At 61.2% G+C, this 21,225-nt stretch carries 22 protein-coding genes; 7 read left to right on the top strand and 15 right to left on the bottom strand.

The window, feature by feature from the left end:
- The first annotated feature begins 29 nt into the window (after positions 1-29).
- Positions 30-2,393 carry a glycoside hydrolase family 65 protein gene (locus AC1DD7_RS16325; RefSeq protein WP_477515800.1) on the top strand — a complete coding sequence of 788 codons (2,364 nt, stop codon included), beginning with the start codon at positions 30-32 and terminating at the stop codon, positions 2,391-2,393.
- Between the two features lie 92 nt (positions 2,394-2,485).
- On the opposite strand, the gene AC1DD7_RS16330 is transcribed toward AC1DD7_RS16325, so the two are convergent.
- Entirely contained in the window at positions 2,486-2,686 is a 201-nt protein-coding gene (locus AC1DD7_RS16330; RefSeq protein ID WP_442016350.1) for a YegP family protein, read from the bottom strand.
- Positions 2,686-3,072 (bottom strand): hypothetical protein, encoded by a 387-nt coding sequence (locus tag AC1DD7_RS16335; RefSeq protein WP_442016351.1) that lies wholly within the window; start codon positions 3,070-3,072, stop codon positions 2,686-2,688. The genes AC1DD7_RS16330 and AC1DD7_RS16335 overlap by 1 nt, the downstream gene beginning before the upstream one ends.
- A 109-nt stretch (positions 3,073-3,181) precedes the next feature.
- On the opposite strand from AC1DD7_RS16335, the gene AC1DD7_RS16340 reads away from it, so the two are divergent.
- Both AC1DD7_RS16340 and AC1DD7_RS16345 read left to right on the top strand, forming a co-directional pair.
- Positions 3,182-3,937 carry a class I SAM-dependent DNA methyltransferase gene (locus tag AC1DD7_RS16340; protein ID WP_477515801.1) on the top strand — a complete coding sequence of 252 codons (756 nt, stop codon included), beginning with the start codon at positions 3,182-3,184 and terminating at the stop codon, positions 3,935-3,937.
- A 31-nt stretch (positions 3,938-3,968) separates the two neighbouring features.
- Positions 3,969-4,304, top strand: coding sequence for a hypothetical protein (locus AC1DD7_RS16345; RefSeq protein WP_477515802.1), 336 nt, complete (start codon positions 3,969-3,971; stop codon positions 4,302-4,304).
- Positions 4,305-4,329: 25 nt separating this feature from the next.
- Here the strand turns inward: AC1DD7_RS16345 and AC1DD7_RS16350 are convergent, their stop codons facing one another.
- On the bottom strand, positions 4,330-5,871 hold the full coding sequence (locus tag AC1DD7_RS16350) for an HNH endonuclease (RefSeq protein WP_477515803.1): 1,542 nt from the start codon (positions 5,869-5,871) through the stop codon (positions 4,330-4,332).
- Between the two features lie 174 nt (positions 5,872-6,045).
- On the opposite strand from AC1DD7_RS16350, the gene AC1DD7_RS16355 reads away from it, so the two are divergent.
- On the top strand, positions 6,046-6,582 hold the full coding sequence (locus tag AC1DD7_RS16355) for a MarR family winged helix-turn-helix transcriptional regulator (RefSeq protein ID WP_477515804.1): 537 nt from the start codon (positions 6,046-6,048) through the stop codon (positions 6,580-6,582).
- Positions 6,583-6,652: 70 nt separating this feature from the next.
- Here the strand turns inward: AC1DD7_RS16355 and idi are convergent, their stop codons facing one another.
- The 3 genes from idi to AC1DD7_RS16370 all read right to left on the bottom strand — a co-directional run bounded on the left by idi (position 6,653) and on the right by AC1DD7_RS16370 (position 9,562).
- Entirely contained in the window at positions 6,653-7,201 is a 549-nt protein-coding gene (idi, locus tag AC1DD7_RS16360; RefSeq protein ID WP_477515805.1) for an isopentenyl-diphosphate Delta-isomerase, read from the bottom strand.
- A gap of 161 nt (positions 7,202-7,362) precedes the next feature.
- A complete protein-coding gene (locus tag AC1DD7_RS16365) occupies positions 7,363-8,613 on the bottom strand; it encodes an Nramp family divalent metal transporter (protein WP_477515806.1) in 1,251 nt (416 codons plus the stop codon).
- 133 nt (positions 8,614-8,746) lie between these two features.
- Positions 8,747-9,562, bottom strand: coding sequence for a CPBP family intramembrane glutamic endopeptidase (locus tag AC1DD7_RS16370; protein ID WP_477515807.1), 816 nt, complete (start codon positions 9,560-9,562; stop codon positions 8,747-8,749).
- Between the two features lie 170 nt (positions 9,563-9,732).
- Here AC1DD7_RS16370 and AC1DD7_RS16375 point away from each other — a divergent pair, with 170 nt between their 5' ends.
- Positions 9,733-10,839, top strand: coding sequence for an EAL domain-containing protein (locus AC1DD7_RS16375; RefSeq protein ID WP_477515808.1), 1,107 nt, complete (start codon positions 9,733-9,735; stop codon positions 10,837-10,839).
- Here AC1DD7_RS16375 and AC1DD7_RS16380 read toward each other — a convergent pair.
- The 3 genes from AC1DD7_RS16380 to AC1DD7_RS16390 all read right to left on the bottom strand — a co-directional run bounded on the left by AC1DD7_RS16380 (position 10,836) and on the right by AC1DD7_RS16390 (position 13,177).
- Positions 10,836-11,729, bottom strand: coding sequence for an SGNH/GDSL hydrolase family protein (locus AC1DD7_RS16380; protein WP_477515809.1), 894 nt, complete (start codon positions 11,727-11,729; stop codon positions 10,836-10,838). The two genes, AC1DD7_RS16375 and AC1DD7_RS16380, sit on opposite strands and share 4 nt — an antisense overlap.
- A gap of 142 nt (positions 11,730-11,871) precedes the next feature.
- The gene (locus AC1DD7_RS16385) at positions 11,872-12,333 is read right to left on the bottom strand and encodes a helix-turn-helix domain-containing protein (RefSeq protein ID WP_442016360.1); all 462 of its coding nucleotides are present in this window, start codon (positions 12,331-12,333) and stop codon (positions 11,872-11,874) included.
- Between the two features lie 136 nt (positions 12,334-12,469).
- A complete protein-coding gene (locus AC1DD7_RS16390; RefSeq protein ID WP_431120094.1) occupies positions 12,470-13,177 on the bottom strand; it encodes a FadR/GntR family transcriptional regulator in 708 nt (235 codons plus the stop codon).
- A 116-nt stretch (positions 13,178-13,293) separates the two neighbouring features.
- Here AC1DD7_RS16390 and AC1DD7_RS16395 point away from each other — a divergent pair, with 116 nt between their 5' ends.
- Positions 13,294-14,247 (top strand): cation diffusion facilitator family transporter, encoded by a 954-nt coding sequence (locus AC1DD7_RS16395; RefSeq protein WP_477515810.1) that lies wholly within the window; start codon positions 13,294-13,296, stop codon positions 14,245-14,247.
- Positions 14,248-14,283: 36 nt separating this feature from the next.
- On the opposite strand, the gene AC1DD7_RS16400 is transcribed toward AC1DD7_RS16395, so the two are convergent.
- The 4 genes from AC1DD7_RS16400 to AC1DD7_RS16415 all read right to left on the bottom strand — a co-directional run bounded on the left by AC1DD7_RS16400 (position 14,284) and on the right by AC1DD7_RS16415 (position 17,142).
- Positions 14,284-14,400: a hypothetical protein gene (locus tag AC1DD7_RS16400; protein ID WP_442016443.1), complete on the bottom strand. Its 117-nt coding sequence runs from the start codon at positions 14,398-14,400 to the stop codon at positions 14,284-14,286.
- A 76-nt stretch (positions 14,401-14,476) separates the two neighbouring features.
- Positions 14,477-15,091, bottom strand: a complete 615-nt coding sequence (locus AC1DD7_RS16405; protein ID WP_477515811.1) for a hypothetical protein — start codon at positions 15,089-15,091, stop codon at positions 14,477-14,479.
- A gap of 209 nt (positions 15,092-15,300) precedes the next feature.
- Positions 15,301-15,897, bottom strand: a complete 597-nt coding sequence (locus AC1DD7_RS16410; protein ID WP_442016363.1) for a matrixin family metalloprotease — start codon at positions 15,895-15,897, stop codon at positions 15,301-15,303.
- Between the two features lie 411 nt (positions 15,898-16,308).
- Positions 16,309-17,142 (bottom strand): helix-turn-helix transcriptional regulator, encoded by an 834-nt coding sequence (locus AC1DD7_RS16415; RefSeq protein WP_442016364.1) that lies wholly within the window; start codon positions 17,140-17,142, stop codon positions 16,309-16,311.
- Positions 17,143-17,228: 86 nt separating this feature from the next.
- Between AC1DD7_RS16415 and ilvD the strand changes: the two genes are divergently transcribed.
- A complete protein-coding gene (ilvD, locus tag AC1DD7_RS16420) occupies positions 17,229-19,091 on the top strand; it encodes a dihydroxy-acid dehydratase (protein WP_477515812.1) in 1,863 nt (620 codons plus the stop codon).
- A 7-nt stretch (positions 19,092-19,098) separates the two neighbouring features.
- Here the strand turns inward: ilvD and AC1DD7_RS16425 are convergent, their stop codons facing one another.
- A complete protein-coding gene (locus AC1DD7_RS16425) occupies positions 19,099-19,335 on the bottom strand; it encodes a hypothetical protein (protein ID WP_442016366.1) in 237 nt (78 codons plus the stop codon).
- Positions 19,332-21,131: a thiamine pyrophosphate-requiring protein gene (locus AC1DD7_RS16430; protein WP_477515813.1), complete on the bottom strand. Its 1,800-nt coding sequence runs from the start codon at positions 21,129-21,131 to the stop codon at positions 19,332-19,334. The genes AC1DD7_RS16425 and AC1DD7_RS16430 overlap by 4 nt, the downstream gene beginning before the upstream one ends.
- Positions 21,132-21,225 lie beyond the last annotated feature (94 nt).

The raw sequence follows: 21,225 nt of genomic DNA on the forward strand, positions 1-21,225 counted from the left end.
CCCTACTTTTCGAAGGACCTCTTTAGCCCATGGCACTCATCAGCTCTGATCGGCTGCGCTTTCCCTGCGAGCCTTGGAAGCTCGTGGAAAGTATCCACGTCCCCGGTGACGAGGGAACCCTGGAAACGCTGTTCGCCCTTGGCAACGGCCACCTTGGCGTCCGTGGCGCCCATTCCACGCGTGGCGACGGCGAACTTCCCGGCACGTTCATCAACGGCTTCCACGAGATCTGGGACATCAAGCACGCCGAGAATGCCTACGGCTTTGCGCGTACCGGCCAGCGGATTGTGTACGTCCCGGACGCCAATAACTTCACGGTATCAATCGATGGCGAGGCTCTGAGCCTGGCCGAATCCACGGTGCTGGACTACCACCGGAGTGTGGACTTCTCCACAGGCGTCTATGAGGAAACCACCACGTGGGCTTGCCGCTCCGGCGCTACGGTCACCACGGTGGAGCGCCGCGCTGTCGGGTTCGATTCGCGCGGATGTCTTGGCCTGGAACTGTCTGTGAGCGCTGACCGCGACGTGTCCGCGGACATCGTTTCCGGCGTCGTAAACCGCCAGGACCAGCCTGTGGAGGACCACTCCGTCCACGATCCCCGTCGATCCGGTCGTCACGCCGGCCGTGTCCTGCTGCCGCTGCACCTCCAGGGCGCAGATGGCTCCTTGCGCCTGGCATGGGAGACCTCCGAATCCCGCCAGCGCATCGCCATGGCCGTGGATCACTGGATCTCCGCCGAAGGCCAGCCCTTCGAGACTGTCGTGGCAGAGGACGAATCATCCGTCCGCTATGTCCTGGCCATCAACAGCGGCGAAGCGTTCCGTCTGGAGAAAACGGTCAGCTACGTCGTGGCCGGGCGCACCCTGACGGACGATGACGACGGCGGCGAGAGCCTGGCGGCGGACGCCGAGGCAAACCTGGTAGCGTTCTCCGAAATCCTCGCGCAGAGCCAGGCCCACTACAGCCAGTACTGGACCACCGCGGATGTGGCCATCGGCGGGCAGCCCGAACTCCAGCAAGCCGTGCGGTGGGCCCTCTTCCAGCTTGCGCAGGCAACAGCCCGCGCCGGTGTCGCCGGAATTCCGGCTAAGGGCGTCAGTGGTTCCGGGTATGAGGGCCACTACTTCTGGGACCAAGAGGTCTACCTCCTCCCGTATCTGACGTACACCAACCCCGACGGCGCCCGGAAAGTGCTCGAATCACGGCACGCCATGCTTCCGGACGCGCGTGTACGCGCCAAGGAGCTCAGCGTGGACGGAGCCCTGTTCCCATGGCGCACCATCAATGGGTTGGAAGCCAGTGCCTACTACGCGGCCGGAACAGCCCAGTTCCACATCGCAGCGGCCATCGCGTTTGCGGCCAACCGATACGAGTGGGCCAGCGGCGACGCCAGCTTCCGTTCCCACATTGGTGCCGACCTGCTGATTGAGACGGCACGCATGTGGGTCTCCCTGGGCTTCTTCGGCAAGGATGGCCTCTTCCACATTCACGGCGTCACCGGGCCGGATGAATACACGGCCGTGGTCAACGACAACCTCTACACCAACGTCATGGCCCGGTTTAACCTCCGTGCCGCGGCTGCCTTGGAACACGAAGGCATCGCTGACACGGAACGTTTGGTGTGGCGCCAAGCTGCTGAGCGCATGTCCCTGCCCTACGATCCCCACCTGGAGGTCTTTAGCCAGGACAACGACTTCATGACCTTGGAGCCGTGGGATTGGAATACGCCCAAGTCCAAGTACCCTCTCCTGCTGAACTTCCACCCTTTGGTGATCTACCGGCACCAAGTCCTCAAGCAGGCCGATACCGTGCTGGCTATGTTCCTCCAGTGGCAGGACTTCTCAGCCGAGGAAAAGCAGCGTGCCTTCGACTTCTACGATCCCATCACCACCGGCGACTCCACCCTGTCCGCCTGCGTGCAGGGCATCATGGCTGCCGAAGTTGGGTATGGCGACGTTGCGCTGAAGCACTTCACCGAAGCGTTGTTCATTGATTTGGACAACTCACACGGCAATACGATCGATGGCGTCCACATCGCCTCCACCGGCGGAATTTGGAGCTCGTTGGTCTGCGGTTTCGCCGGAATGCGTGATCAGGGCGAGGTACTGCGCTTCGATCCGCGGCTGCCCGTGGAGTGGGAAGGCCTCTACTTCCGGCTCAAGGTCCGTGGTCGTTTGCTGTCTGTGGAACTCGTTCAGGGATCCATCGCGCTGGCGCTCGTTACAGGTTCGGGTTACAGCGATGAACCACTGCTGGTTCGGGTTCGGGATCACGACGTCACCGTCACCGCGGAGACCATCACGGTGCCGCTGGATACGGTACCCGTCCCGCCGCCGTCGATCTTTCCCAGCGTCTTCCCGACGGCAGGATTGCCGATCGTTCGGGCATAGACCGATAGTTCGGGCGTAGACCGGCACGGCTCTTTGGACTGGTTGCAGCATTAGCGGTTGTTCCCCGCCGTGGGAACAACCGCTAATGCGTCTCAGTGTGGCGAGGGAAACGTCGACGTGTGGTCCTCAATGAGGCCACTCGCTGCGATCTCCCTCAGCGTGTAAATGGCCTTGGCTGCTGCGCCTTTGTCCCTATAGGTGACGGTGAGCGCGAGTTCGATCCCGTCATCATCGACGAGGCGGACCCTGCAGTCGCCGCCAGTGGCGTCAACGACTTCGAAATGCCCCGCCACTAAGCGGCGCCCCGCTGCATTGCCTCTGCCGGATCTGTATCGGCCGCCTGTGTGTCGGTCGCATGCTGATCACTAAGTGAACGACGCCGATCCAACTCGTTGTTGATGAGCTCCAGGAGCGCTTGTGCCGGCTGGGACAAGTGATGGGTATCAGCAGAGCCCAGCTGATCGCAATGGATGAGGACGTGGCGGATGCGCTCAAGCTCGCGGGATGGAACCAAAGGCCACCGATGAAACAGCTGCCGTACGGCTATCGCCCCGAGGAGGGCGTCGGGTTTGTTGGTCGCGACATGGTGTCCTGCTGCTCTTCTTCGAGCGACAGCAGCCGCGGAAGATACGCCTCCATGTGCGAGGAGGATCTCGGATTTGAGGGAGTTGGGGGCCATGCGGACCTCCCGAATAGATCGAGGGAAGCCGGCTGCGTGACTTTCAATCAAGCTTACAGAATGTGAGTTATGTCATGTCAATGATTACGTGATCTGCAATAGTGGCAGGATGATCAACCAGCAACGGCTCTGGGACGAGGAAGCCGCCACCCAGTACGACACCCCAGGGGAAGGAATGTTCTCCCCTGAGGTGCTTGGCCCCACGGTGGAGGTCCTCTCGGAACTAGCAGGAGACGGTCCCGCGGTCGAGTTCGCCATTGGTACGGGCAGGGTGGCCATCCCCCTCTCGGAGGCGGGCGTCCGGGTCAGCGGCATCGAACTGTCCCACGCGATGATCGCCCGATTACGGGAGAAAGTGGGCGAGGACCGGATTCCAGTGGTTCAGGGCGATATGACCCTGGCACGGGTGGGCACCAACTTCTCGCTTGCCTACCTGGTGTTCAACACCATTGCCAATCTGCTGACCCAGGACGAGCAGATCCGCTGCTTCCAGAATGCGGCCAGCCATCTTGCGCCTGGCGGAAGGTTCGTCATTGAGCTCTGGGTGCCGCAGCTTCGCTCGCTCCCACCAGGACACGGGGGAACAGTGGAAGTAAGCGAGCCCGGGTACATCCTGGTGGACAGTTATGACGTGCTCCAGCAGCATGTCATTTCGCACCATGTGCGATTCGGTCCGGAACTGTCCGACGGACGGGCCGCACGCATCGACCGGACACCACACCGATACATATGGCCGAGCGAGCTGGACCTCATGGCGCGGATAGCCGGGTTTGAGCTTGAGTCCCGATGGGCGGATTGGGACCGCAGCGAATTCACCGCCGATTCACACAGCCACGTATCTGTGTACCGGCTGACGGAACTCTAAGCCTCCGGTTGGGGTTGTTAGGCTGGAACGCATGAATCGCCGCCTTGCAACATTGTCCGCCGTCCCCCTGTTTCTCCTCCTCGCCGGCTGCGGCTCCGTGGAGGAAGCCGCCGGGAATGCGGCCAGCGAAGCAGCCTCAAAGGTGGCCACTGCTGCTGCCGAGGAAGTCAACAAACAAATTTGTGCTGTGGTCCAGGACGGATTGGTGAGTGTTGAGGACAAGCAGGTACTCGGTGGGCTGGTCACTGCTGCCCGCACGGCCGGTGTTCCCGCCGAAATCACGACCCCGCTGAACCAGATTGCTGAGGCTGGCGACGACGTCCCGGCTGAGTCGGTCCAGGCATTAAAGGAAGCTTGTTCGGCGTAGCCCTCGTGCCGCATCCGCCCTGATATCAGTTCGAACTGGTGCGGTGCAGCAAGACGTTCTCCAGCAGCATCCCAGCCATGGAAAAGTGGGTAGCAGGCGAAGTTGGTGACCATGACGCTGTTGCCGGCGCCTCTGCCTGCAACGGTGAAGACGGTGCCGGTGAAGACGGCGACGGTGAAGTTGCTGGAGAGCGAGTGTGGCCGGGCAGGGGTGGGGCTTTGGATTGGTAGGCGTGTCCGGTGGGTGTGTTGATTTCCAGTTGGTGACGCCCGCCGGGGATTGTTTTTGTGTTCCAGCCGGGGTTTTCTTTGGTGTGGTTGCAGGCTTCGCAGAGCCCGGCGCCGTTGGCAAGGCTGGTGGTGCCGCCGTTGTGCCAGGGAATGACGTGGTCGGTGTGGCGGATGGGCGCATCGCAGTAGGGGGTGCGGCAGGTGTCGTCCCGGGTTTCGATGAAGCGTCTCATCCCGGGTGGGAAGAGCCGCGCTCTGGAGTCCATGGCCAGCAGTTCACCACTGGCGGGTGCGGTGTAGAGCCGGCGGAGCAAGACGTTGAAGTCCGGGCTCACGTCAGCTTGCCCGTCGACGCCCGCTTTCGCTTCTTGCCCAGCTTGTCCTCCGGTGATGAGGGTTCTGGCCCACCCGGCGGGGACTATTCCGTAGCCTTGGAGGCGTGCTGGTTCGCTGTTGCCTTGGAAGAGGGTCCGGTCGGTCATCACGAGGTTGAGGTTGACGCCCGTGATCCCGCCGGGTGTGCCGGTGAGGCGTTCGACGAGGGTGTCGGCCATGACCTGTCCGCGGTTCCGGGTGTCCCCGCCGGAGCGGGCCGAATCGGCGTGCCGTGTGAGCGCGGCGTAGGCGGCGACGCCTTGGGCAACGGGGAGCAACGCGGTGAGGATGGTCATGGCGTCCGGGGCCGGGCGGAGGCTGACGTGCCGTTCGGACGCGGCATGGGCGGCACGCTGGGTGACGGAGCGCGGATCGCGCCGGTAGGCTGCGGCTCGGGCGGCGGCGATGATGGTTTTGTCTCCGGCGCCGTCGAAGGTTCCGGTGTCGGGGGCGAGTTCCTCATCCACGGCGGCCCGGTCCTCAGCACTGAGGCAGGCGGTTTCCTTTACGAGGAGGGTGGCCCGCCATTCGTTCAGTTGTCCGGTTTCCAGGGCTGCCATGGTGCGGGGCATTTCCGAGACCAGGGCCTTGGCGAGTCCGAGGAGCCGGGAGCCTTTGTTGGGTGATTCACGCCGGGCCAGGGCGATCTGCGCCCCAACACCCTGGCCCTGCTCCGAGGCTGGCACACCGGCGGTGGCTTGTTCACGGCGCTGCCCAAGATCAAACGCCACAGCGATCTTGGCCTGCAGGGCCGTGATCGCTGACTTCACGTCCTCCAGCCCGCGAATCTGATCGATCAACTCGCTGCTGCCTGCGCCAACCCGGAAAGAGCCGACTCCGGCAAGCAACGCCCCAACATCGAACCCACGGGAGCCCGAGCCCTTAGAGCCAGCGGTCAAAGGCTCAGAAACGGGCACAGCGGAAACCGACATAGCTGCTTGGCTCTCTCGGTTCCGCTCCATACCCCTACTCTTCCAGCCGGCAGAAGCGTTAGGGACGGGCCAACCTGCCTATGTGGAAAACCTCGGATGGCTCGTGTGCGGCGTGCAACCCATGCCTCCCTGTGGTCACCCAGCACCGTGAATTAGGATCAGATACTAGGGAAACAAGCTTCACGCTTATCGAAGGATCATGGGATGGACGCAAACGGCCACGCTAAGGGCTATTGGTACGGCAGGGACCCTGGACAGAAAGCCCTTGCCGTTGACGTCCTCAATGCCCTCCGGGATTATCGTGTCTCGGAACAGGCCATGCGTCGAAGGACCCGCTCGGCCATGGGTATGGGTGAAAAGGACCTCTTGGCCTTGCGGTACCTTTTCGAAGCGGAAGCCGCGGGCAAGGTGATGAAGCCCAAGGACCTGGGCGATCGCTTGGGCATAACGTCGGCGTCAATGACTACGCTGATCGATCGTTTAGTGGATTCCGGCCACATTCGGCGGGAACCGCATCCCACGGATCGTCGGGCCTTGATTCTGCGGCCTACTGCCGGTTCGGATCAGGAAGTCCGGCACACGCTGGGCGGAATGCATCGCCGGATTTTGGACGTTGCCAGCGCCCTGGGCCCAGAAGAAGCGCGCGTGGTGATGAACTTCCTGCAAAACATGCGCGAGGCTTTGGACACGATCGACGAAGACCCAGTTGACGAAAAGGACGCGGGACTTAGCCCGTCATGACCTCAGGCTGCCGCGAGGAGATCATTCCGGCGCGTTTGGCACTGGACGTGCCTGGCGCAGGATGTGACAGTCAAGCTTGTGCTCCGAGCCCCAGGGCTTGAACCTCGGTGAGCTGTGGAAATTGCAGTGCCAGCCATGGGCTGAAGACAGCAGGAGTCCTCTCCAGGGCTTCTGCAACGAGTCCCGGCATCATCCATGCGTAGTCGGCGACTTCGAATGGATTTGGCCTGAGCGGTCCAAGGATCCGGGCCACATAGACCGGACAAATCTCATTCTCGACGATGCCTGAAGAGTCCACAGCGCGGTAACGGAAGCCGGGGAGGACTAGTTCGATCCGCCCGACGTCCGCTCCCAATTCGAAGCGGGCGCGCCGGAGAACCGCATCCTCAGGGTCCTCGCCGGGAGCTGGATGCCCGCAAAAGCTGTTGCTCCAGACACCTGGCCATGTCTTCTTCTCGGGGGAGCGACGTGTTAGGAGGAGCTCCCCGAGACCGTTGAGTATGTAGCAGGAAAATGCCAGATGCAGCGGGGTGTCTTGGGTGTGAACCCCCGCCTTGGGGGCTTCGCCGATGGGCCTGCCGGCGTCGTCGAGAAGGACGACCATTTCTGTCGCGTTCACCACACGCCTTCCCTTGGCGCCTTAACTTCAACATTGCTAGATAAGCTAGCTAGAAGCTTAGCATGTGAAGTTAGGCTATCCCAGGCTTATATCCACCAGGTCAGAGAGTTGCTGGGCGCCCTGTAAGCGCGGCAGCGCGGCACATGGGTCTGGGCAGTGCCTTAGGACTGCCCGCTGATCGTCAGCGTAATGAGCACTATGTTCAGGCCAACGATCAAGGTGGCACTGGTCCAGCCCGCTACCTTCAAGGGCTTGGAGTCCACATGGATACCCATGACCTCGCGCTTGCCCGTGAGTCTGATGAGTGGGATCAGCGCGAACGGAATTCCGAAGCTGAGCAGCACTTGGCTCAACACCAGTGCCAGCGTGGGCTCAACACCTGCTCCCAGGATGATCAATGCTGGAATCAGGGTGATTACACGACGGGTCAGCAAGGGGATGCGTACCTTGAGCAGGCCGCCCATGATGGTCGCACCCGCATAGCAGCCCACCGACGTCGACGCGAGGCCGGAAGCCAGCAAGCCAATCGCGAAGATGATGCCGATTGCCGGGCCAAGTGCAGAGGTGACGGCCGCGTGGGCACCGGCAATCGTATCCGTTCCCTCAATGCCCCTCAGGCTGGATGCAGCCAGCAAGAGCATCGAAATGTTCACCACGCCAGCAAGCAAAAGGGCGCCCGCAACGTCAAAGCGGGTAGCGCGGATCAGCCGTGTCCGCACAGCCGGGTTCTCGGAGAAGCCGTGCCGGTCCCTCGCCAAGGCCGAGTGTAGATAGATGGCGTGTGGCATCACGGTGGCGCCGAGCATACTTGCTGCCAACAGAACCGTATCCGTGCCCTCAAAGCGGGGCAGCAAACCGCCCAGTGCGCTTCCGGCGTCCGGTGGGTTGACGAACAAGCCGGACACAAAACCTACTGCGATGATTCCCAGTAATACCAGGATCGCGTACTCAAAGGAGCGCTGTCCGCGGCGGGATTGCAGCGCCAACAGCATCATTGAAGCGAGGCCGACGATGAGGCCGCCAGCCAGTAGTGGAAGCCCGAACAAGAGGTTGAGGGCAACCGCACCGCCAATCACCTCTGCCATGTCCGTGGCGCCGGCAACGATCTCGGCCTGCGCCCAGTAGAGGCGCCGGCGCTTGGTTCCAAGCCGCTTGCCGAGAATCTCCGGAAGGCTCAGGCCGGTTGCCAGGCCGAGTTTCGCTGATTGGTACTGCACAAGGACTGCCATGGCGTTGGCTGCAACCAGCACCCACACCAGCAAGTATCCGTAGTTTGCTCCGGCTGTCAGATTTGCGGCCACATTGCCGGGGTCGACATAGGCGATCGCCGCCACGAATGCAGGGCCGAGCAGGAGCAGGCGCGACCATACCTTTGCTGGCGCTGGTCGTCTTTGAAGGGTGGGGGCGGCCATTGTCGTATCCTCGTCATCGCGGAAGTCTGTTTCGAGGATAACCGAAAGTTAGGCATACCGAAAAGTAGTTCTTAGGCATTCCTTTTCGGAGCTGCTCCAGTCATGGTTCACGAGCGGCTTCAGGGCGCCTCGTTCAGTATAGGAAGATAGGCAACCAGTCACGGTTGTGGGCATGGACCAACGCCAGGAACAGCACGAAATCGAAGAGCAGATGAACTGACACAACGTATGTGAAGGACTTCGTCAGCTTGAACGTATAGCCCTGCAGCAGCGCGAACGGGAAGGTCAGCAGGGGACCCCAGGCCTGGTAGCCGATCTCCCACAGGAAGGACGAGAAGACCACGGCTTGCAGGAGGTTGGCGAGCCGGTCGGGGAAGTGTTGGCGCAACAGCGTGAACGTGGTGCAGATGAAGAACAGCTCGTCCCAAATACCCACTGAGTTCACTCCGAGGAAGAGGCGCCAGAAGATGCTCGGATCGGAGGCGTCCGGCCAATTGTGGTAGACGCCGGTCCGGATCAGGTAAGCCGGCAGGATGAAGTACCCAAGCGCTACAACGCCCACCAGGTATAGTTTCGCGGCGAGCGGCCATGGTCGGCCCGTGTTGACCGGAAATTTGATGATCTTTTCGTCGTACAGGTAGCGGGAAACAATCCACGGAACCAGCACGGCCAAAGCCAAGGCGCCACCCATGAGTGCCATGTGTTCGATGCTGAGATCCGCGTTCAGGGGTACCAAGCTGATGGTGACCATTCCGGCTGCTACCAACGCGAGGTGGCGCATCAAGCCGCGGTCGATAAACGCAGCGGTAACAATGCTCGCCGCGAGGAATGCGTAACCAAGAAAATCATTGCCCAGGGCGAAAAGCGGCACCCCGGACAGGGAGAGCAGCCCCGCTGGCAAAAGCTTCCAGGTGAGCGCGGTCCGGGATTCCGTGGAAATCGACATCACACCTCTAGCATCCCAGTGCTGGCTGCCACACGACACGGTTTTCCTATACTGCCTCAGGCCCCTAACTGGAACGGGGAAATTCTCTGTAAGATTCGTGGCAGGGCCCATGCTTTTCCGGGTCAGGTCATGTCTGGCTTAGCCAGCGGGGGATACTCATGAAGGAATATTCAATGGCTCAAGAAGCGGGCTCTTTTCCACCGGGCGGCGGTGCTGACCACCCATCAGCGGAGGGCGTTGAGGCGTCCACCTTTGCCCAGGACATGACCATGCGCGAACAGGTGATGGACATCATCGATGACATCCTCGCTGATTCTGATCCCAAGAGTGAAGGGGCCAGGAACAAACTTCGCCGGCTCGTCGAAGCTCGTCCAGAGGATCCCGAGGGCGCCTTGCTGGAGCACCTGCTTGAAACCCGGAAGAGCCCTGCCTCAGAGCCTGCGGTGCCGCTTCTGAAAGAGGTTTCCAGTGTCCACCTTGAGTCCTCTGACGCAGCGCGCACCGTGACTGTTCCCGTCAGCCAAGAGGTTCGGGAAGACATCCAGGCAATCCTCGCGGACAAGCTTTTGTTGACGGCCTTCCAGCCGGTCCACGCCCTGCCTGACGGAAACGTAGTGGGCGTCGAGGCACTGACCCGGTTTGTCGGGGCGGACGGCGCGGGTGCGGATGTCTGGTTCCGCGAGGCGGCGGAAGCAGGATTGGGGACTGAACTGGAGATCGCCGCCCTTCACTGCGCGCTGACTGCGGCCAAAGACGTCCCCCACGACATGTATGTTGCCTTGAACCTCACTCCGGCGACGTCCCGTGACCCGAGGGTGCGGAACCTGCTTGCTGCTGCGTCGCTGGCCCCGGACCGGATCATCGTTGAACTAACCGGCAGCCTGGAAGCCTTGGAAGGCCAAACGCGCGACGACGGACTCGGCCAGCTGCGCTCGCTCGGCTTGCGTGTTGCTGTCAGCGCTTCCGGGGCAGGTTTCGTTTCCATGGACCTTTTGAGCGAGCTGAGCCCGGACATCATCAAACTTGATCGCCATCTCATTGAAGGCATCGAAGGCAGCGAGGGACAACGGATCCGGGCCAAGGCCGTGGTCGAGCTCGCCCGGGAAGTTGGAGCTGCGGTGGTTGCGGAGGGCATCGAAACTCCCGCGGAACTCAAGGAAGTCACGGCGTTAAAAGTGACTGCCGCCCAGGGATATTTGCTCGGACGCCCCTCGGTTCACCCCTTGGACTGGTCCGCCTGGAGCATTCGCGCGCAAGCCGAGGCCCAGCCGACGGGCTAGTTTCCGAGGGGTTCTGTTTCACTGTGCGGAACCGTTCCCACGTACGTGCCCGGCGGCATTTCGGCGCCAAAAACAGGCCCGGGATCCGGCCGCTTGGGGTGCCGGTTGTCATCCGCCAGCCTTTGCGTGAGACGTTGAAGAACCCAGGGAACCAGGTGTTCCCGTGCCCAGACGATGTCGTCCGCCCTCGCCTCCCGCCAGCTGCGTGGAGGCAGGGCCTTGGGGATCATCGGCTCCAAGGTATGCGGGACATTGAGGGTATCCAGCACCATCATGGCGATGGTGTGCTGGCCTAGTGGGGAGAAATGCAACCGGTCCCGATCCCACATCTGAGGGTTGGTGAGCTGGCGCAGCGACCAGAGGTCTGCGATCACGGCGTCATGGCGGGCAGCGATGATGCGCATGTTTTCGTTGAAGATGGCTACCTTGCCACGGGTATGTCCGAGCACCGGCGTCGCACCCCAGTCCGGGCCCGCGAACAGCAGGATTGTTGCGCCGGTGGCGGCCAGAACCTTCACGCCGGCATCGAGTTCCAGTGCGAGTTTGTCGGGATCGCTCCTGTGGAACAGCAGGTCATTTCCCCCGGCATTGAGCGTGATGAGATCCGGCCGCAGGTCAAGGGCCGGGCCTACTTGCCCCGTCAGGATCTGGTGGAGCAACAGTCCTCGCACTGCCAGGTTGGCATAGGCGAAGTCCTCGTGGCCGGCGCTCAGTTCTTCCGCAACCCTGTCAGCCCAGCCCCGCAGTCCGCCGGGGCTGCCCGGCTCCGGATCGCCTACCCCTTCGGTGAAAGAATCGCCCATCGCCACGTAGCGGCTCCACGGGTGCAGGCTGGTCCCGAATGCGGCGGGACCACCCTGCGCCGGGCCATCGGCGCTGGAGGCGTTCATTCCCCCATATTGCGCTCTCCCACGGCGCAATGCCATGGCTTTGATGTGTCAACTGGGGCGGAACGGCGCCGGAGATGATGCACGACGGCGGTACGCACCCATGACACGTACCTCGCGGAAGGCGCGTACCGCCGTCGTTGTTTCAGAAGCGGATGTGGACTGCGAAGCTGTCCTCAGGGTGGCCGGTGTAACGTGACGCGGCGTTGCGGGCAGCGGCCGGTATATCGATGAAGCTCCGGGCTGTAGCGGTGAGCCCCGGGTAGTCGTCGAATGCCAGCGTCAACCGGCCGTCAGCAGCGTGTTTGATGTGCACCGTGATGACTGTTTTTGGCGTCTCCGGCGGAAGGCCGGCTGTGGTGAGCGAGTAGTACGGCGTGGTTCTTCCGCGGATATCGGCAGGAACGTTGGCCCGGATGGATCCTTCTTCCTCCAGTTCGGAGAGGCGGGCCTTGACGGTATCTTTGCAGGCTGTGACGCCGTGGGTGATGTCTGATACTTTGCTTGCGCCATTGCGAGCAAGGTAGTTGAGGATTTGGCTTCTGGTGAGTTGGGTTCGGGTCTTGCTGGTGGTTCGGGTTGGGGCTTTGATGGAAGTCGTTGTCATGGCCGTGTCCAAGCGGTCGACTTTTTTGTCATCATTTCCTATGGTTGGGCACCCAGTGGGGCGCAATGAGACGGGGCGGATTCGTCGTTGAATCCATCCGAATGGTGTGGTGGGCTGTGTTGTCCGATCGCGGGCTTTAGGGCGCCGAAACCGGTAGGACAGCCCCAAGCGATCCTTCTACGCCATGAAGGTGCCGCATCATGGCGATCCCGGCATCCTCAGCCGAGCCGTTTTCGATGGCTTCGAAAATGGCCGCGTGCTCAAGTCCGGATTCCTTCCTCCGGTCCACTACCTGGTTCAAGGTGCTGGACTGATTGGCCATGGCCTCATCGATATCGGAAAGCATCGATGCGAAGACGCCATTGCCACTGCTGCGGGCGATGATCGCGTGGAACTCGGAATTGAGGATGACCCACTGTTCCAGATCGTCTTCTTTATCCATGGCCAGCAGGATTTCCCGCAGTGATTCGACATCCTGCTGGCTGCGGTGTTCCGCGGCCAAGCTGGCGGCCGGCACTTCAATGTGAGGCCGTGCCTGCAGGAGTTCGCGTGCCGAGTACTTGCCCAGTTTCAGGTCCTGGCCAACTTTGTCGGCGATGACGAAAGTGCCCTTGCCCGTCCGGGTTACGGTCAGGCCCAAGGCATTTGAAGACTTCAGGGCCTCGCGCACCATGGTCCTGCTGACGCCGAACTGCTGCGCCAACGTGGCTTCCGAATCCAGGCGCGAACCTACTGGAAGGCTGCCGTCTTCAATGGCAGCCCTCAGGGTGGCAAGCACTGCCTCGGCGGCACCGACCCTTACGACTTTGGTTTGTCCAGCAGTCCAGCTGTCCAACAGGCTGATCATGGAATGAATATGGCATGGCTCACAGAGTGGGGCAACTTGTTACGCGGGGAGTTGCGCGGCTTGGCGTGTCTGAAGTGCCGCTTGACGGGCCTCCAGTTGGGTACGGTATCTCTATGGCGGCATCCGAGAAGCGCGATAAACCCGGCTCCACACTGCTGACCGTTGCCATTGCGTTTGCGGCGAACGCCCTCGTTGCGGCGGCCAAATCGCTGGCTGCCATCATCACCGGATCTGCTTCCATGACCGCCGAAGCCGCGCATTCCTGGGCGGACACCGGCAACCAGGTATTCCTCTTCGTAGCGGAACGGCGCTCCCGGCGCCCTAGGGACGACAGCCATCCGATGGGTTATGGCCGGGAAGCGTATGTCTGGTCCATGTTTGCCGCTTTCGGACTCTTCACCGCTGGCGCAGTGGTGTCCATAATGCATGGCATCCAGCAGATCATCACGCCAGAGCCGGCTTCGGACTTCCTGGTGGCATACGTGGTGCTGGCCGTGGCCTTTGTCCTGGAAGGAGTCTCCTTTGTCCAGGCCTTCCGCCAGACCAGGAAGATGGCCCAACAGCTGGAACGGAACACCCTGAAGCAGGTCCTGATCAGCTCTGATCCCACCTTGCGCGCCGTGTTCGCAGAGGATGCTGCTGCACTGATCGGCTTGGTGGTTGCATTTGCCGGCGTGTTCCTGCACCAGATCACGGGTTCGGCTGTGCCGGACGCCGTGGGCTCGATCGTCGTCGGTGTTCTGCTGGCGGTTGTTGCCGTTGTGCTGATCGACCGCAACCGGCGCTTCCTGGTGGGCCAAGGTGTAACGCCGGACATTGAACGTTCCATTGCCCGGCGTGTGCTCGAACACAGGGACATTGCCCGGCTCACCTACCTCCACGTGGAGTTTGTCGGCCCGCGCAAGCTTTACGTCGTGGCCGCCGTCGACCTGCAGGGTGACCACCCGGAACACCAAGTAGCAGTTGCCTTGCGCCGGATCGAGCGTGAGCTGGAGGACCATGAAACCGTGGAGGAGGCCGTGCTGACGCTGGCTACTCCGGATGAAACAGCCTGGTCTGGGGCGTAGCTTCTGGCCAGTGCCTTTGCTACTGGCCACTGCCCATCAGCCGCTGCATCTGCTCGCCTGTTTGCTCCCAAGCGCCGGTGTGTAGACCACGATGTGGAGATCGGGCCTATCTGACGGCGAGACCTGGTGGTGCTCCAGTTGCAGCACGCCCACTGCCGGGTGATGGAAAAGCTGCCAGTGGAGTCTTCCAGACGCGGGCGTTGCGGCCCGCGTCTGATTCAACTGAAAGCTAGGGCAACTTTACGAAGCTGCCGAGACTCTCCCACGTATGCATCTCGTTGTTGAGGACCGTTGTAGCGTTACCGGAACCTTTAGCTTCTCTGAGACCGTACTGGTATCCGGTTATGAAATATTCGTGCAGTTTTCCATCACTGGAAGACTGCGGTAGGAGGAGCGCAATGTATTCTTTGCCCACCTCAACATCGATGTCGTCCGTGATCTTTGCTTGAACATACTTCGTGTCGCTTGGCTTCTCGCCGTGATTCAAGCCGAGTATCTTGTCCTTTTGCGCCTGATTGAGGCTGCTCCAGTAATCATCGTAGGTTACGGTTCCGCCGACTCGGGAATATGTTACCTGAGCACCTGGCTTGAGGTCACCTTTATAAACTTCGCGAATCGTCATCTTGCCAACAGTCTGCGGGAAGACGCTTTGGTTTGAGACAGGACTGAATGTGCGCCCGCCATCGATGGATTCGATATAAACTCGCGCTACGATCGGATATTTATTATATCCGTAAAATGGATCCCGTGGATCCCAGAGGAAATCAATGTCCGACCCCGCCTCCTGAATTTGGTCAAGCGGGATATTGGCATATGCATCATTCGGTTTTATCGATGCAGTCACTCCAGACTGCTGATTTAGTTCTTGCTCGCGCTTCGGTACTTCGGATGCGCAAGACGTGAGGCCGATCATTAACGCTAGCCCAGCAGACGCCAACGATAGTCTTAACTTGTTCATTAGGTAGTTCTTCCCCTTTGACTGTGGATGACAACTAGCAGAATCCGAAGCATCAGTTATTGCCGAACCTGCCATTGCGGAGGATCCTGGCTTTCCTAGTACAGGCTGTTGACAGCGTCGTTATCAATAGCTGCAACTCTTTGTACAGTTCTTCCATACGCCGTCTGGCACATAATGCTGAAAGGGTTGCCGTTGTAATGGGCAAGCCCGAAGGCGTGGCCTATCTCATGAACGGTTGTCCCAATGGCTGCCTCATTCGACGTACTCGATGAAGCGTAGACATTGTTGTTTATGTGCACTTCTGCATACGTCCAGTTCGATGAAGAAGGGTTGACGGTTCCTCCGGTGCTGGAGAAGAAGCTTGTCCGTGCCAACGTGATCATTCCGCCGCCGAAGTACGCGTCGTTATTTTGGTGGAAATCGAGGGTGGAACCAAGGTTGCTGGTGACGAAGTGGATGTAGACCGGATTATTCCATCCTGGATACATCCAATTATTCGTCGCACTTGAAATAGCCCATTCCCAGTTGCCAACGCCCGATCCGTAGTTTAACCATGCGCCGATACTTCCAACACCGTTTTGGTATCGATGCCCGAAGATTGGTGTCGCCGCATGGGCGCTGGTCGCCGGCGCGATGGCCAAGAGTGCCGTGATAACAACTGCTATAAAGGACCTTTTCAGTGGTGTAGTCATAATTGCCTCTCATGGGTTATCCATGCGGGATGTGTTCTATGGAGTGCCGGATTGATCAATGACCTGTTAGCGCATCACATTTCCGCACACGTCTTCCAGAGAAAGATCGCCATGAATTATTACTGATGAGGATGTGGAGCTTGGATTGAGGCAAGCGTCCCCTCGCTGTCCTCGAGCCGGAGATGCCGGTCGTGGGATTAGTCTCAAGGGTTTGTGTGATTATTGTCAATACCTAGATGAGTTTATTAATTAACAGCTTCTGTGACGCGGTATGCCGATTAGTGAGATGCTCATAAAGCGGCAAATATTTAGTGGATTCTGCGTCACGTTCTGATTATTAGACACACTTAATAGGTAGCAACGCGTGTTGCAACATCGACGAAGCGCCAGTGTTGCCAAGCAACATAGTCGCTAGTTTCCCTTCCCCATCAGCCGCTGCATCTGCTCGCCTGCGTTGCTCCCAAGCGCCGGTGTGTAGACCACGATATGGAGATCCGGCCTATCCGACGGCGAGACCTGGTGGTGCTCCATCTGCAGCACACCCACCGCCGGATGATGGAAGAGACGTTCACGGGACTCGAAGCCCAGGATGTCGTAGCGGTCCCAGCTTTCCTGGAACTCCGGGCTGGCTTGCTTGAGCCGTTCAACTTGGAACTCAACATCAGGATCGCCAAGGCGCTGACCCGTTTCGGCCCTGAACTCGGCAAGGAACCGCTTGCTGGTCACGTCCCAATCCGGGAGCAGATCGCGGACGTAGGGATCCGTGAAGACGAGCCACAACAGGTTCCTGTCCGAGGCGTCGAACGTCCCTATGTTCGGGTACAGGGCCTCGTAGGCCTTGTTCCAGCCAGCAACTCCCCAGTCCGGCGAAAGTGCATAGGCAGGGTTGGGATCCAAGGCCTCCAGTAGCCGTTGTACGTGCGGGGGAGCATCAGCTGCAACGGGCCCCTTTGGCATGGCGGACGAATAGCCGCCTAACGACAGAACGTAGCTGAGCCCGGTGTCGGATAGATGCAGCGTGCGGGCTACGGCCTCGAGCACCTGCCGGGAAGGGCTGATATCCCGGCCTTGCTCAAGCCAGGTGTACCAAGTGACGCTGACTCCGGACAGGAACGCGATCTCTTCCCGGCGGAGGCCCCGCTCCCGGCTCCGCCCCACTGGAGGAAGTCCATAGTCAGAACGCAGGGCTTGGTTTCGGCGGGTCCTGAGGAAGAGTCCCAGTTCCTTGCGTCTCTCATCTTTCACGGACCCAACACTATTACTCTGGTACTTTCACTACTAGTAGCAGCACCGTCTTCCACCCGCCGTAGAACAACAGCAGGATGGTACACATGCCTGCACTTCGCTCCAGAACAGTCACTCACGGCCGCAACATGGCCGGCGCCCGCGCACTGCTGCGCGCCTCCGGCGTCGCCAACACGGACATCGGTAAGCCGATCATCGCCGTCGCCAACAGTTTCACCGAGTTCGTTCCCGGCCACACCCACCTTGCTCCTGTGGGCCGGATCGTCTCTGACGCGATCCTCGCCGCCGGCGCAGTGCCGCGCGAATTCAACACCATCGCCGTGGATGACGGCATCGCCATGGGTCACTCCGGCATGCTCTACTCCCTGCCGTCCCGCGACCTGATCGCGGACTCCGTTGAGTACATGGTCAACGCCCACTGCGCCGACGCACTGGTCTGCATCTCCAACTGCGACAAGATCACCCCGGGCATGCTCATGGCGGCCCTGCGCCTGAACATCCCCGTGGTGTTCGTTTCCGGCGGTCCCATGGAGGCCGGCCGCGTGACGCTGACAGACGGGTCCGTGCGCTCCCTGGACCTGGTGAACGCGATTGCCGACGCCGTGGACGAATCCATCTCCGATGAAGACATCAACCTCATCGAAGAGAACGCCTGCCCCACCTGCGGTTCCTGCTCGGGCATGTTTACCGCCAACTCCATGAACTGCCTCGCCGAGGCCATCGGCCTGGCCCTGCCCGGCAACGGCTCCGTCCTTGCAACCCACACCGCCCGCAAGGCGCTGTACGAGAAGGCCGGCACCACAATCGTCGAACTCGTGAAGCGCTATTACGACGGCGACGACCACTCCGTACTGCCGCGCTCCATCGCCACCGCCGAGGCCTTTGACAACGCCATGGCCCTGGACATCTCCATGGGCGGCTCCACCAACACGATCCTGCACCTGCTGGCCGCGGCCCAGGAGGCGGGGGTGGACTATGGCTTGGAAGAGATGGACGCCAAGTCCCGCCAAGTGCCCTGCCTGGCCAAGGTGGCCCCGAACGTCGCCGGAGACAAGACCTATTACATGGAGGACGTACACCGCGCCGGTGGCATCCCCGCACTCCTGGGTGAGCTGAACCGCGGCGGCCTCCTGCACAAGAACGTCCACTCCGTGCACTCTGATGACCTGGACGGCTGGCTGGACGACTGGGACATCCGCGGCGGCAAGGCCACCGAGGAGGCGCAGGCACTATGGCACGCCGCTCCCGGTGGTGTCCGCTCCTCCACAGCTTTCTCGCAGTCGAACCAGTGGACCTCCCTGGACACCGATGCGGAGGGCGGCTGCATCCGTTCGGTGGAGCACGCCTACTCCAAGGACGGCGGCCTGGCTGTGCTGCGCGGCAACGTAGCAGTGGACGGTGCCGTGGTGAAGACCGCAGGCGTGGACGAGTCCATCTGGACCTTCGAAGGCCCGGCAGTTGTGTGCGAGTCACAGGACGACGCCGTGGAAATGATCCTGAACAAGACCATCAAGGAAGGCGACGTTGTGGTCATCCGCTACGAAGGTCCCAGGGGCGGCCCGGGCATGCAGGAAATGCTCTACCCGACGTCGTTCCTCAAGGGTCGTGGCCTGGGCAAGAAATGCGCCCTCATCACGGACGGCCGCTTCTCCGGCGGCACCTCCGGCCTGTCGATCGGGCACATCTCGCCGGAGGCTGCCTCCGGCGGCGCCATCGCTTTGGTGGAGAATGGCGACATCATCAGCATCGACATCACGCAGCGCTCCCTCCAGCTGCAGGTCTCGGACGAGATCCTTGCCGAACGCCGTGAAAAACTCGAAGTCAACGGCGGTTACAAGCCGAAGAACCGCGACCGCCAGGTGTCTCCCGCGCTGCGTGCCTACGCCGCCATGGCACTGTCGGCGGACAAGGGCGCCGTCCGCGACGTCTCTTTGGTGGAGAACCTCTAAGCACAGGTCAGGACTGTTCGGGCGTTTCTCCGTTGGCGATGGCCTCGATCCAATCGATGGCTTCGTCCGGCATCTGCAGTCCCGGACCGTCCTCCTCGGCGACCCACCATGAATCAGCCGGTTGTGGTCCGCCGGCCCCCGCGATCTCGGCAACGATTTCCGGGGGCACGGCGGCGCCGTTGTTATTTATCAACCATTCACGGGTCATGGGACTCAACTGCGTCCACCACTGCTGGATGTTCATTTGACCTCCGCCTCCGCATAGCTGTCCAGTAGCTTCCGGGCCCGCTCGCCGTCGGCGCCTTCTTCTGCCAACGCGGACCGCATGTCTTCGAGCTTCTTTTCCCCGGCAGGGAAGGGCGGAAGCAGCGGGATGTCCGGGTCTGTCAGGACCTCCAGGACTGCAGGGCGGTCCAGCGAGAACGCGTAATCCCACGCGTCGCCGAGCTTGGCCGGGTCCTCCACGCGTATTCCGGCCAGGCCCAGCAGCTCCGCATAGGCGGCGTAAGGAAAGTCCGGGATCTCCTGGCTGGCATTGAACCGCGGTTCAGCCTCATTTTCACGCTGCTCCCAGGAGACCTCAGCAAGGTCGCGGTTGTTGAAAACGCACACCACGAACCGGGGATCGGCCCAGTTGCGCCACCGATGCGCCACGGTGATCAGCTCCGCGATGCCCAGCATCTGCATCCCTCCATCCCCGGCGAGTGCCACCAGGGGCCGGTCCGGGTAGGCAAGCTTGGCAGCCAGACCGTAGGGAATCGCACAGCCCATGCTGGCGAGCGTGCCGCTCAGATGGGCCGGGACTCCCGGCGGGAGGATCAGCTGGCGGGCGTACCAGTAAACGCAACTGCCGACGTCGATACTCAACTGTGCGTTGTCCGGAAGCCTGCCGTTGAGTTCGCGGACCACGAGTTCCGGGTTCACGGGATCTGCCGGTATGTTGGCGCGTTCCTCCGAGAGATGACGCCAGGCGCGGACCTGGGTTTCGACGTCGGAACGCCACTGGGTACGCGCACTTTCCGGCTGGTTGGGCTGCTGATCGAGCCGCTGGGTGAGTTCCGCCAGGCACGCGGCCGCATCGCCCACAACCCCAACCTCCACGGGGTAACGGTTGGCAACCTTCCGGCCATCAATGTCGATCTGGACAGCTTTGGCAGTTCCAGGTTCGGGGTAGAACTCCGTCCAGGGATCGTTGGAGCCGATGATCAGCAGTGTGTCGCAGTTGTTCAGGACGTAGGCACTGGCAGGGGTGCCGAGGTGACCCATGGTGCCGGCAGCGAAGGGCAGCGTCTCGTCGACGTGCGGCTTTCCCAGCAGGCTGGTGGTGATGCCGGCCTGCAGCTTTTCGGCCAGCGCCTGGACCTCGGTCCGGGCACCGCGGGCTCCCTGGCCCACCAGGAACGCCACCCGCTCACTTTTGGAAAGGATCTCGACGGCGGCATCCAGGTCTTCCTCCCGCGGCATCACCCGTGCGGGGTGCCATACAGGGGCGGTGACAACGATTCCGTGCTCATGTTCGAGATCGGGTGCCTCGGCGGACTGGATGTCGTGGGGGATGATCACGACGCACGGGGACTTCGTCTCCAGCGCTGTTCGGAACGCGCGATCCAAGAGCATGGGAACCTGTTCCGGGGAGCTGGCGAGCTGTGCAAATTGTGCCGCAACGTCCTTAAACACTGTCAGCAGGTCAATTTCCTGCATGTAGGCCGAGCCCAGGACGGTGGTACTTTGCTGGCCGATGATCGCCACCACTGGAACGCCGTCCATTTTGGCGTCGTACAGTCCGTTGAGCAGGTGGATAGCGCCAGGACCTTGCGTCGAAGTCACCACCCCGACGCCGCCGGTGTATTTTCCGTGCCCCACGGCCATGAAGGCGGCTGCTTCTTCGTGCCTTGCCTGCACGAATTCCACCGCATCCTGTGCTCTGCGGAGCGCGCCCATGAAACCGTTGATGCCGTCGCCGCTGTATCCGAAGACCCTGTCCACGCCCCACGCTTGAAGGCGTTCCACGATGAGGTCCGAAACTGTTCGTTCGGCCATGCCTGAAATTCCTCTCGCTAGGTACTATCGTCAATTGTTGACAATTGCTACGCTTGGTTCATCACCTGAAACCCGGGCCAAGCATCCGCCGAAG

The sequence above is a fragment of the Paenarthrobacter sp. 10L412 genome (genome assembly GCF_056395565.1).

Coding starts and splice junctions, on each gene's coding strand:
- AC1DD7_RS16385 (WP_442016360.1), bottom strand. CDS start 12,333: ATGACAACGACTTCCATCAAAGCCCCAACCCGAACCACCAGCAAGACC.
- AC1DD7_RS16335 (WP_442016351.1), bottom strand. CDS start 3,072: ATGGCCCCCAACTCCCTCAAATCCGAGATCCTCCTCGCACATGGAGGC.
- AC1DD7_RS16325 (WP_477515800.1), top strand. CDS start 30: ATGGCACTCATCAGCTCTGATCGGCTGCGCTTTCCCTGCGAGCCTTGG.
- AC1DD7_RS16355 (WP_477515804.1), top strand. CDS start 6,046: ATGGACGCAAACGGCCACGCTAAGGGCTATTGGTACGGCAGGGACCCT.
- AC1DD7_RS16425 (WP_442016366.1), bottom strand. CDS start 19,335: ATGAACATCCAGCAGTGGTGGACGCAGTTGAGTCCCATGACCCGTGAA.
- AC1DD7_RS16430 (WP_477515813.1), bottom strand. CDS start 21,131: ATGGCCGAACGAACAGTTTCGGACCTCATCGTGGAACGCCTTCAAGCG.
- AC1DD7_RS16375 (WP_477515808.1), top strand. CDS start 9,733: ATGGCTCAAGAAGCGGGCTCTTTTCCACCGGGCGGCGGTGCTGACCAC.
- AC1DD7_RS16380 (WP_477515809.1), bottom strand. CDS start 11,729: ATGAACGCCTCCAGCGCCGATGGCCCGGCGCAGGGTGGTCCCGCCGCA.
- AC1DD7_RS16365 (WP_477515806.1), bottom strand. CDS start 8,613: ATGGCCGCCCCCACCCTTCAAAGACGACCAGCGCCAGCAAAGGTATGG.
- AC1DD7_RS16410 (WP_442016363.1), bottom strand. CDS start 15,897: ATGACTACACCACTGAAAAGGTCCTTTATAGCAGTTGTTATCACGGCA.
- AC1DD7_RS16395 (WP_477515810.1), top strand. CDS start 13,294: ATGGCGGCATCCGAGAAGCGCGATAAACCCGGCTCCACACTGCTGACC.
- AC1DD7_RS16350 (WP_477515803.1), bottom strand. CDS start 5,871: ATGGAGCGGAACCGAGAGAGCCAAGCAGCTATGTCGGTTTCCGCTGTG.
- AC1DD7_RS16340 (WP_477515801.1), top strand. CDS start 3,182: ATGATCAACCAGCAACGGCTCTGGGACGAGGAAGCCGCCACCCAGTAC.
- ilvD (WP_477515812.1), top strand. CDS start 17,229: ATGCCTGCACTTCGCTCCAGAACAGTCACTCACGGCCGCAACATGGCC.
- AC1DD7_RS16345 (WP_477515802.1), top strand. CDS start 3,969: ATGAATCGCCGCCTTGCAACATTGTCCGCCGTCCCCCTGTTTCTCCTC.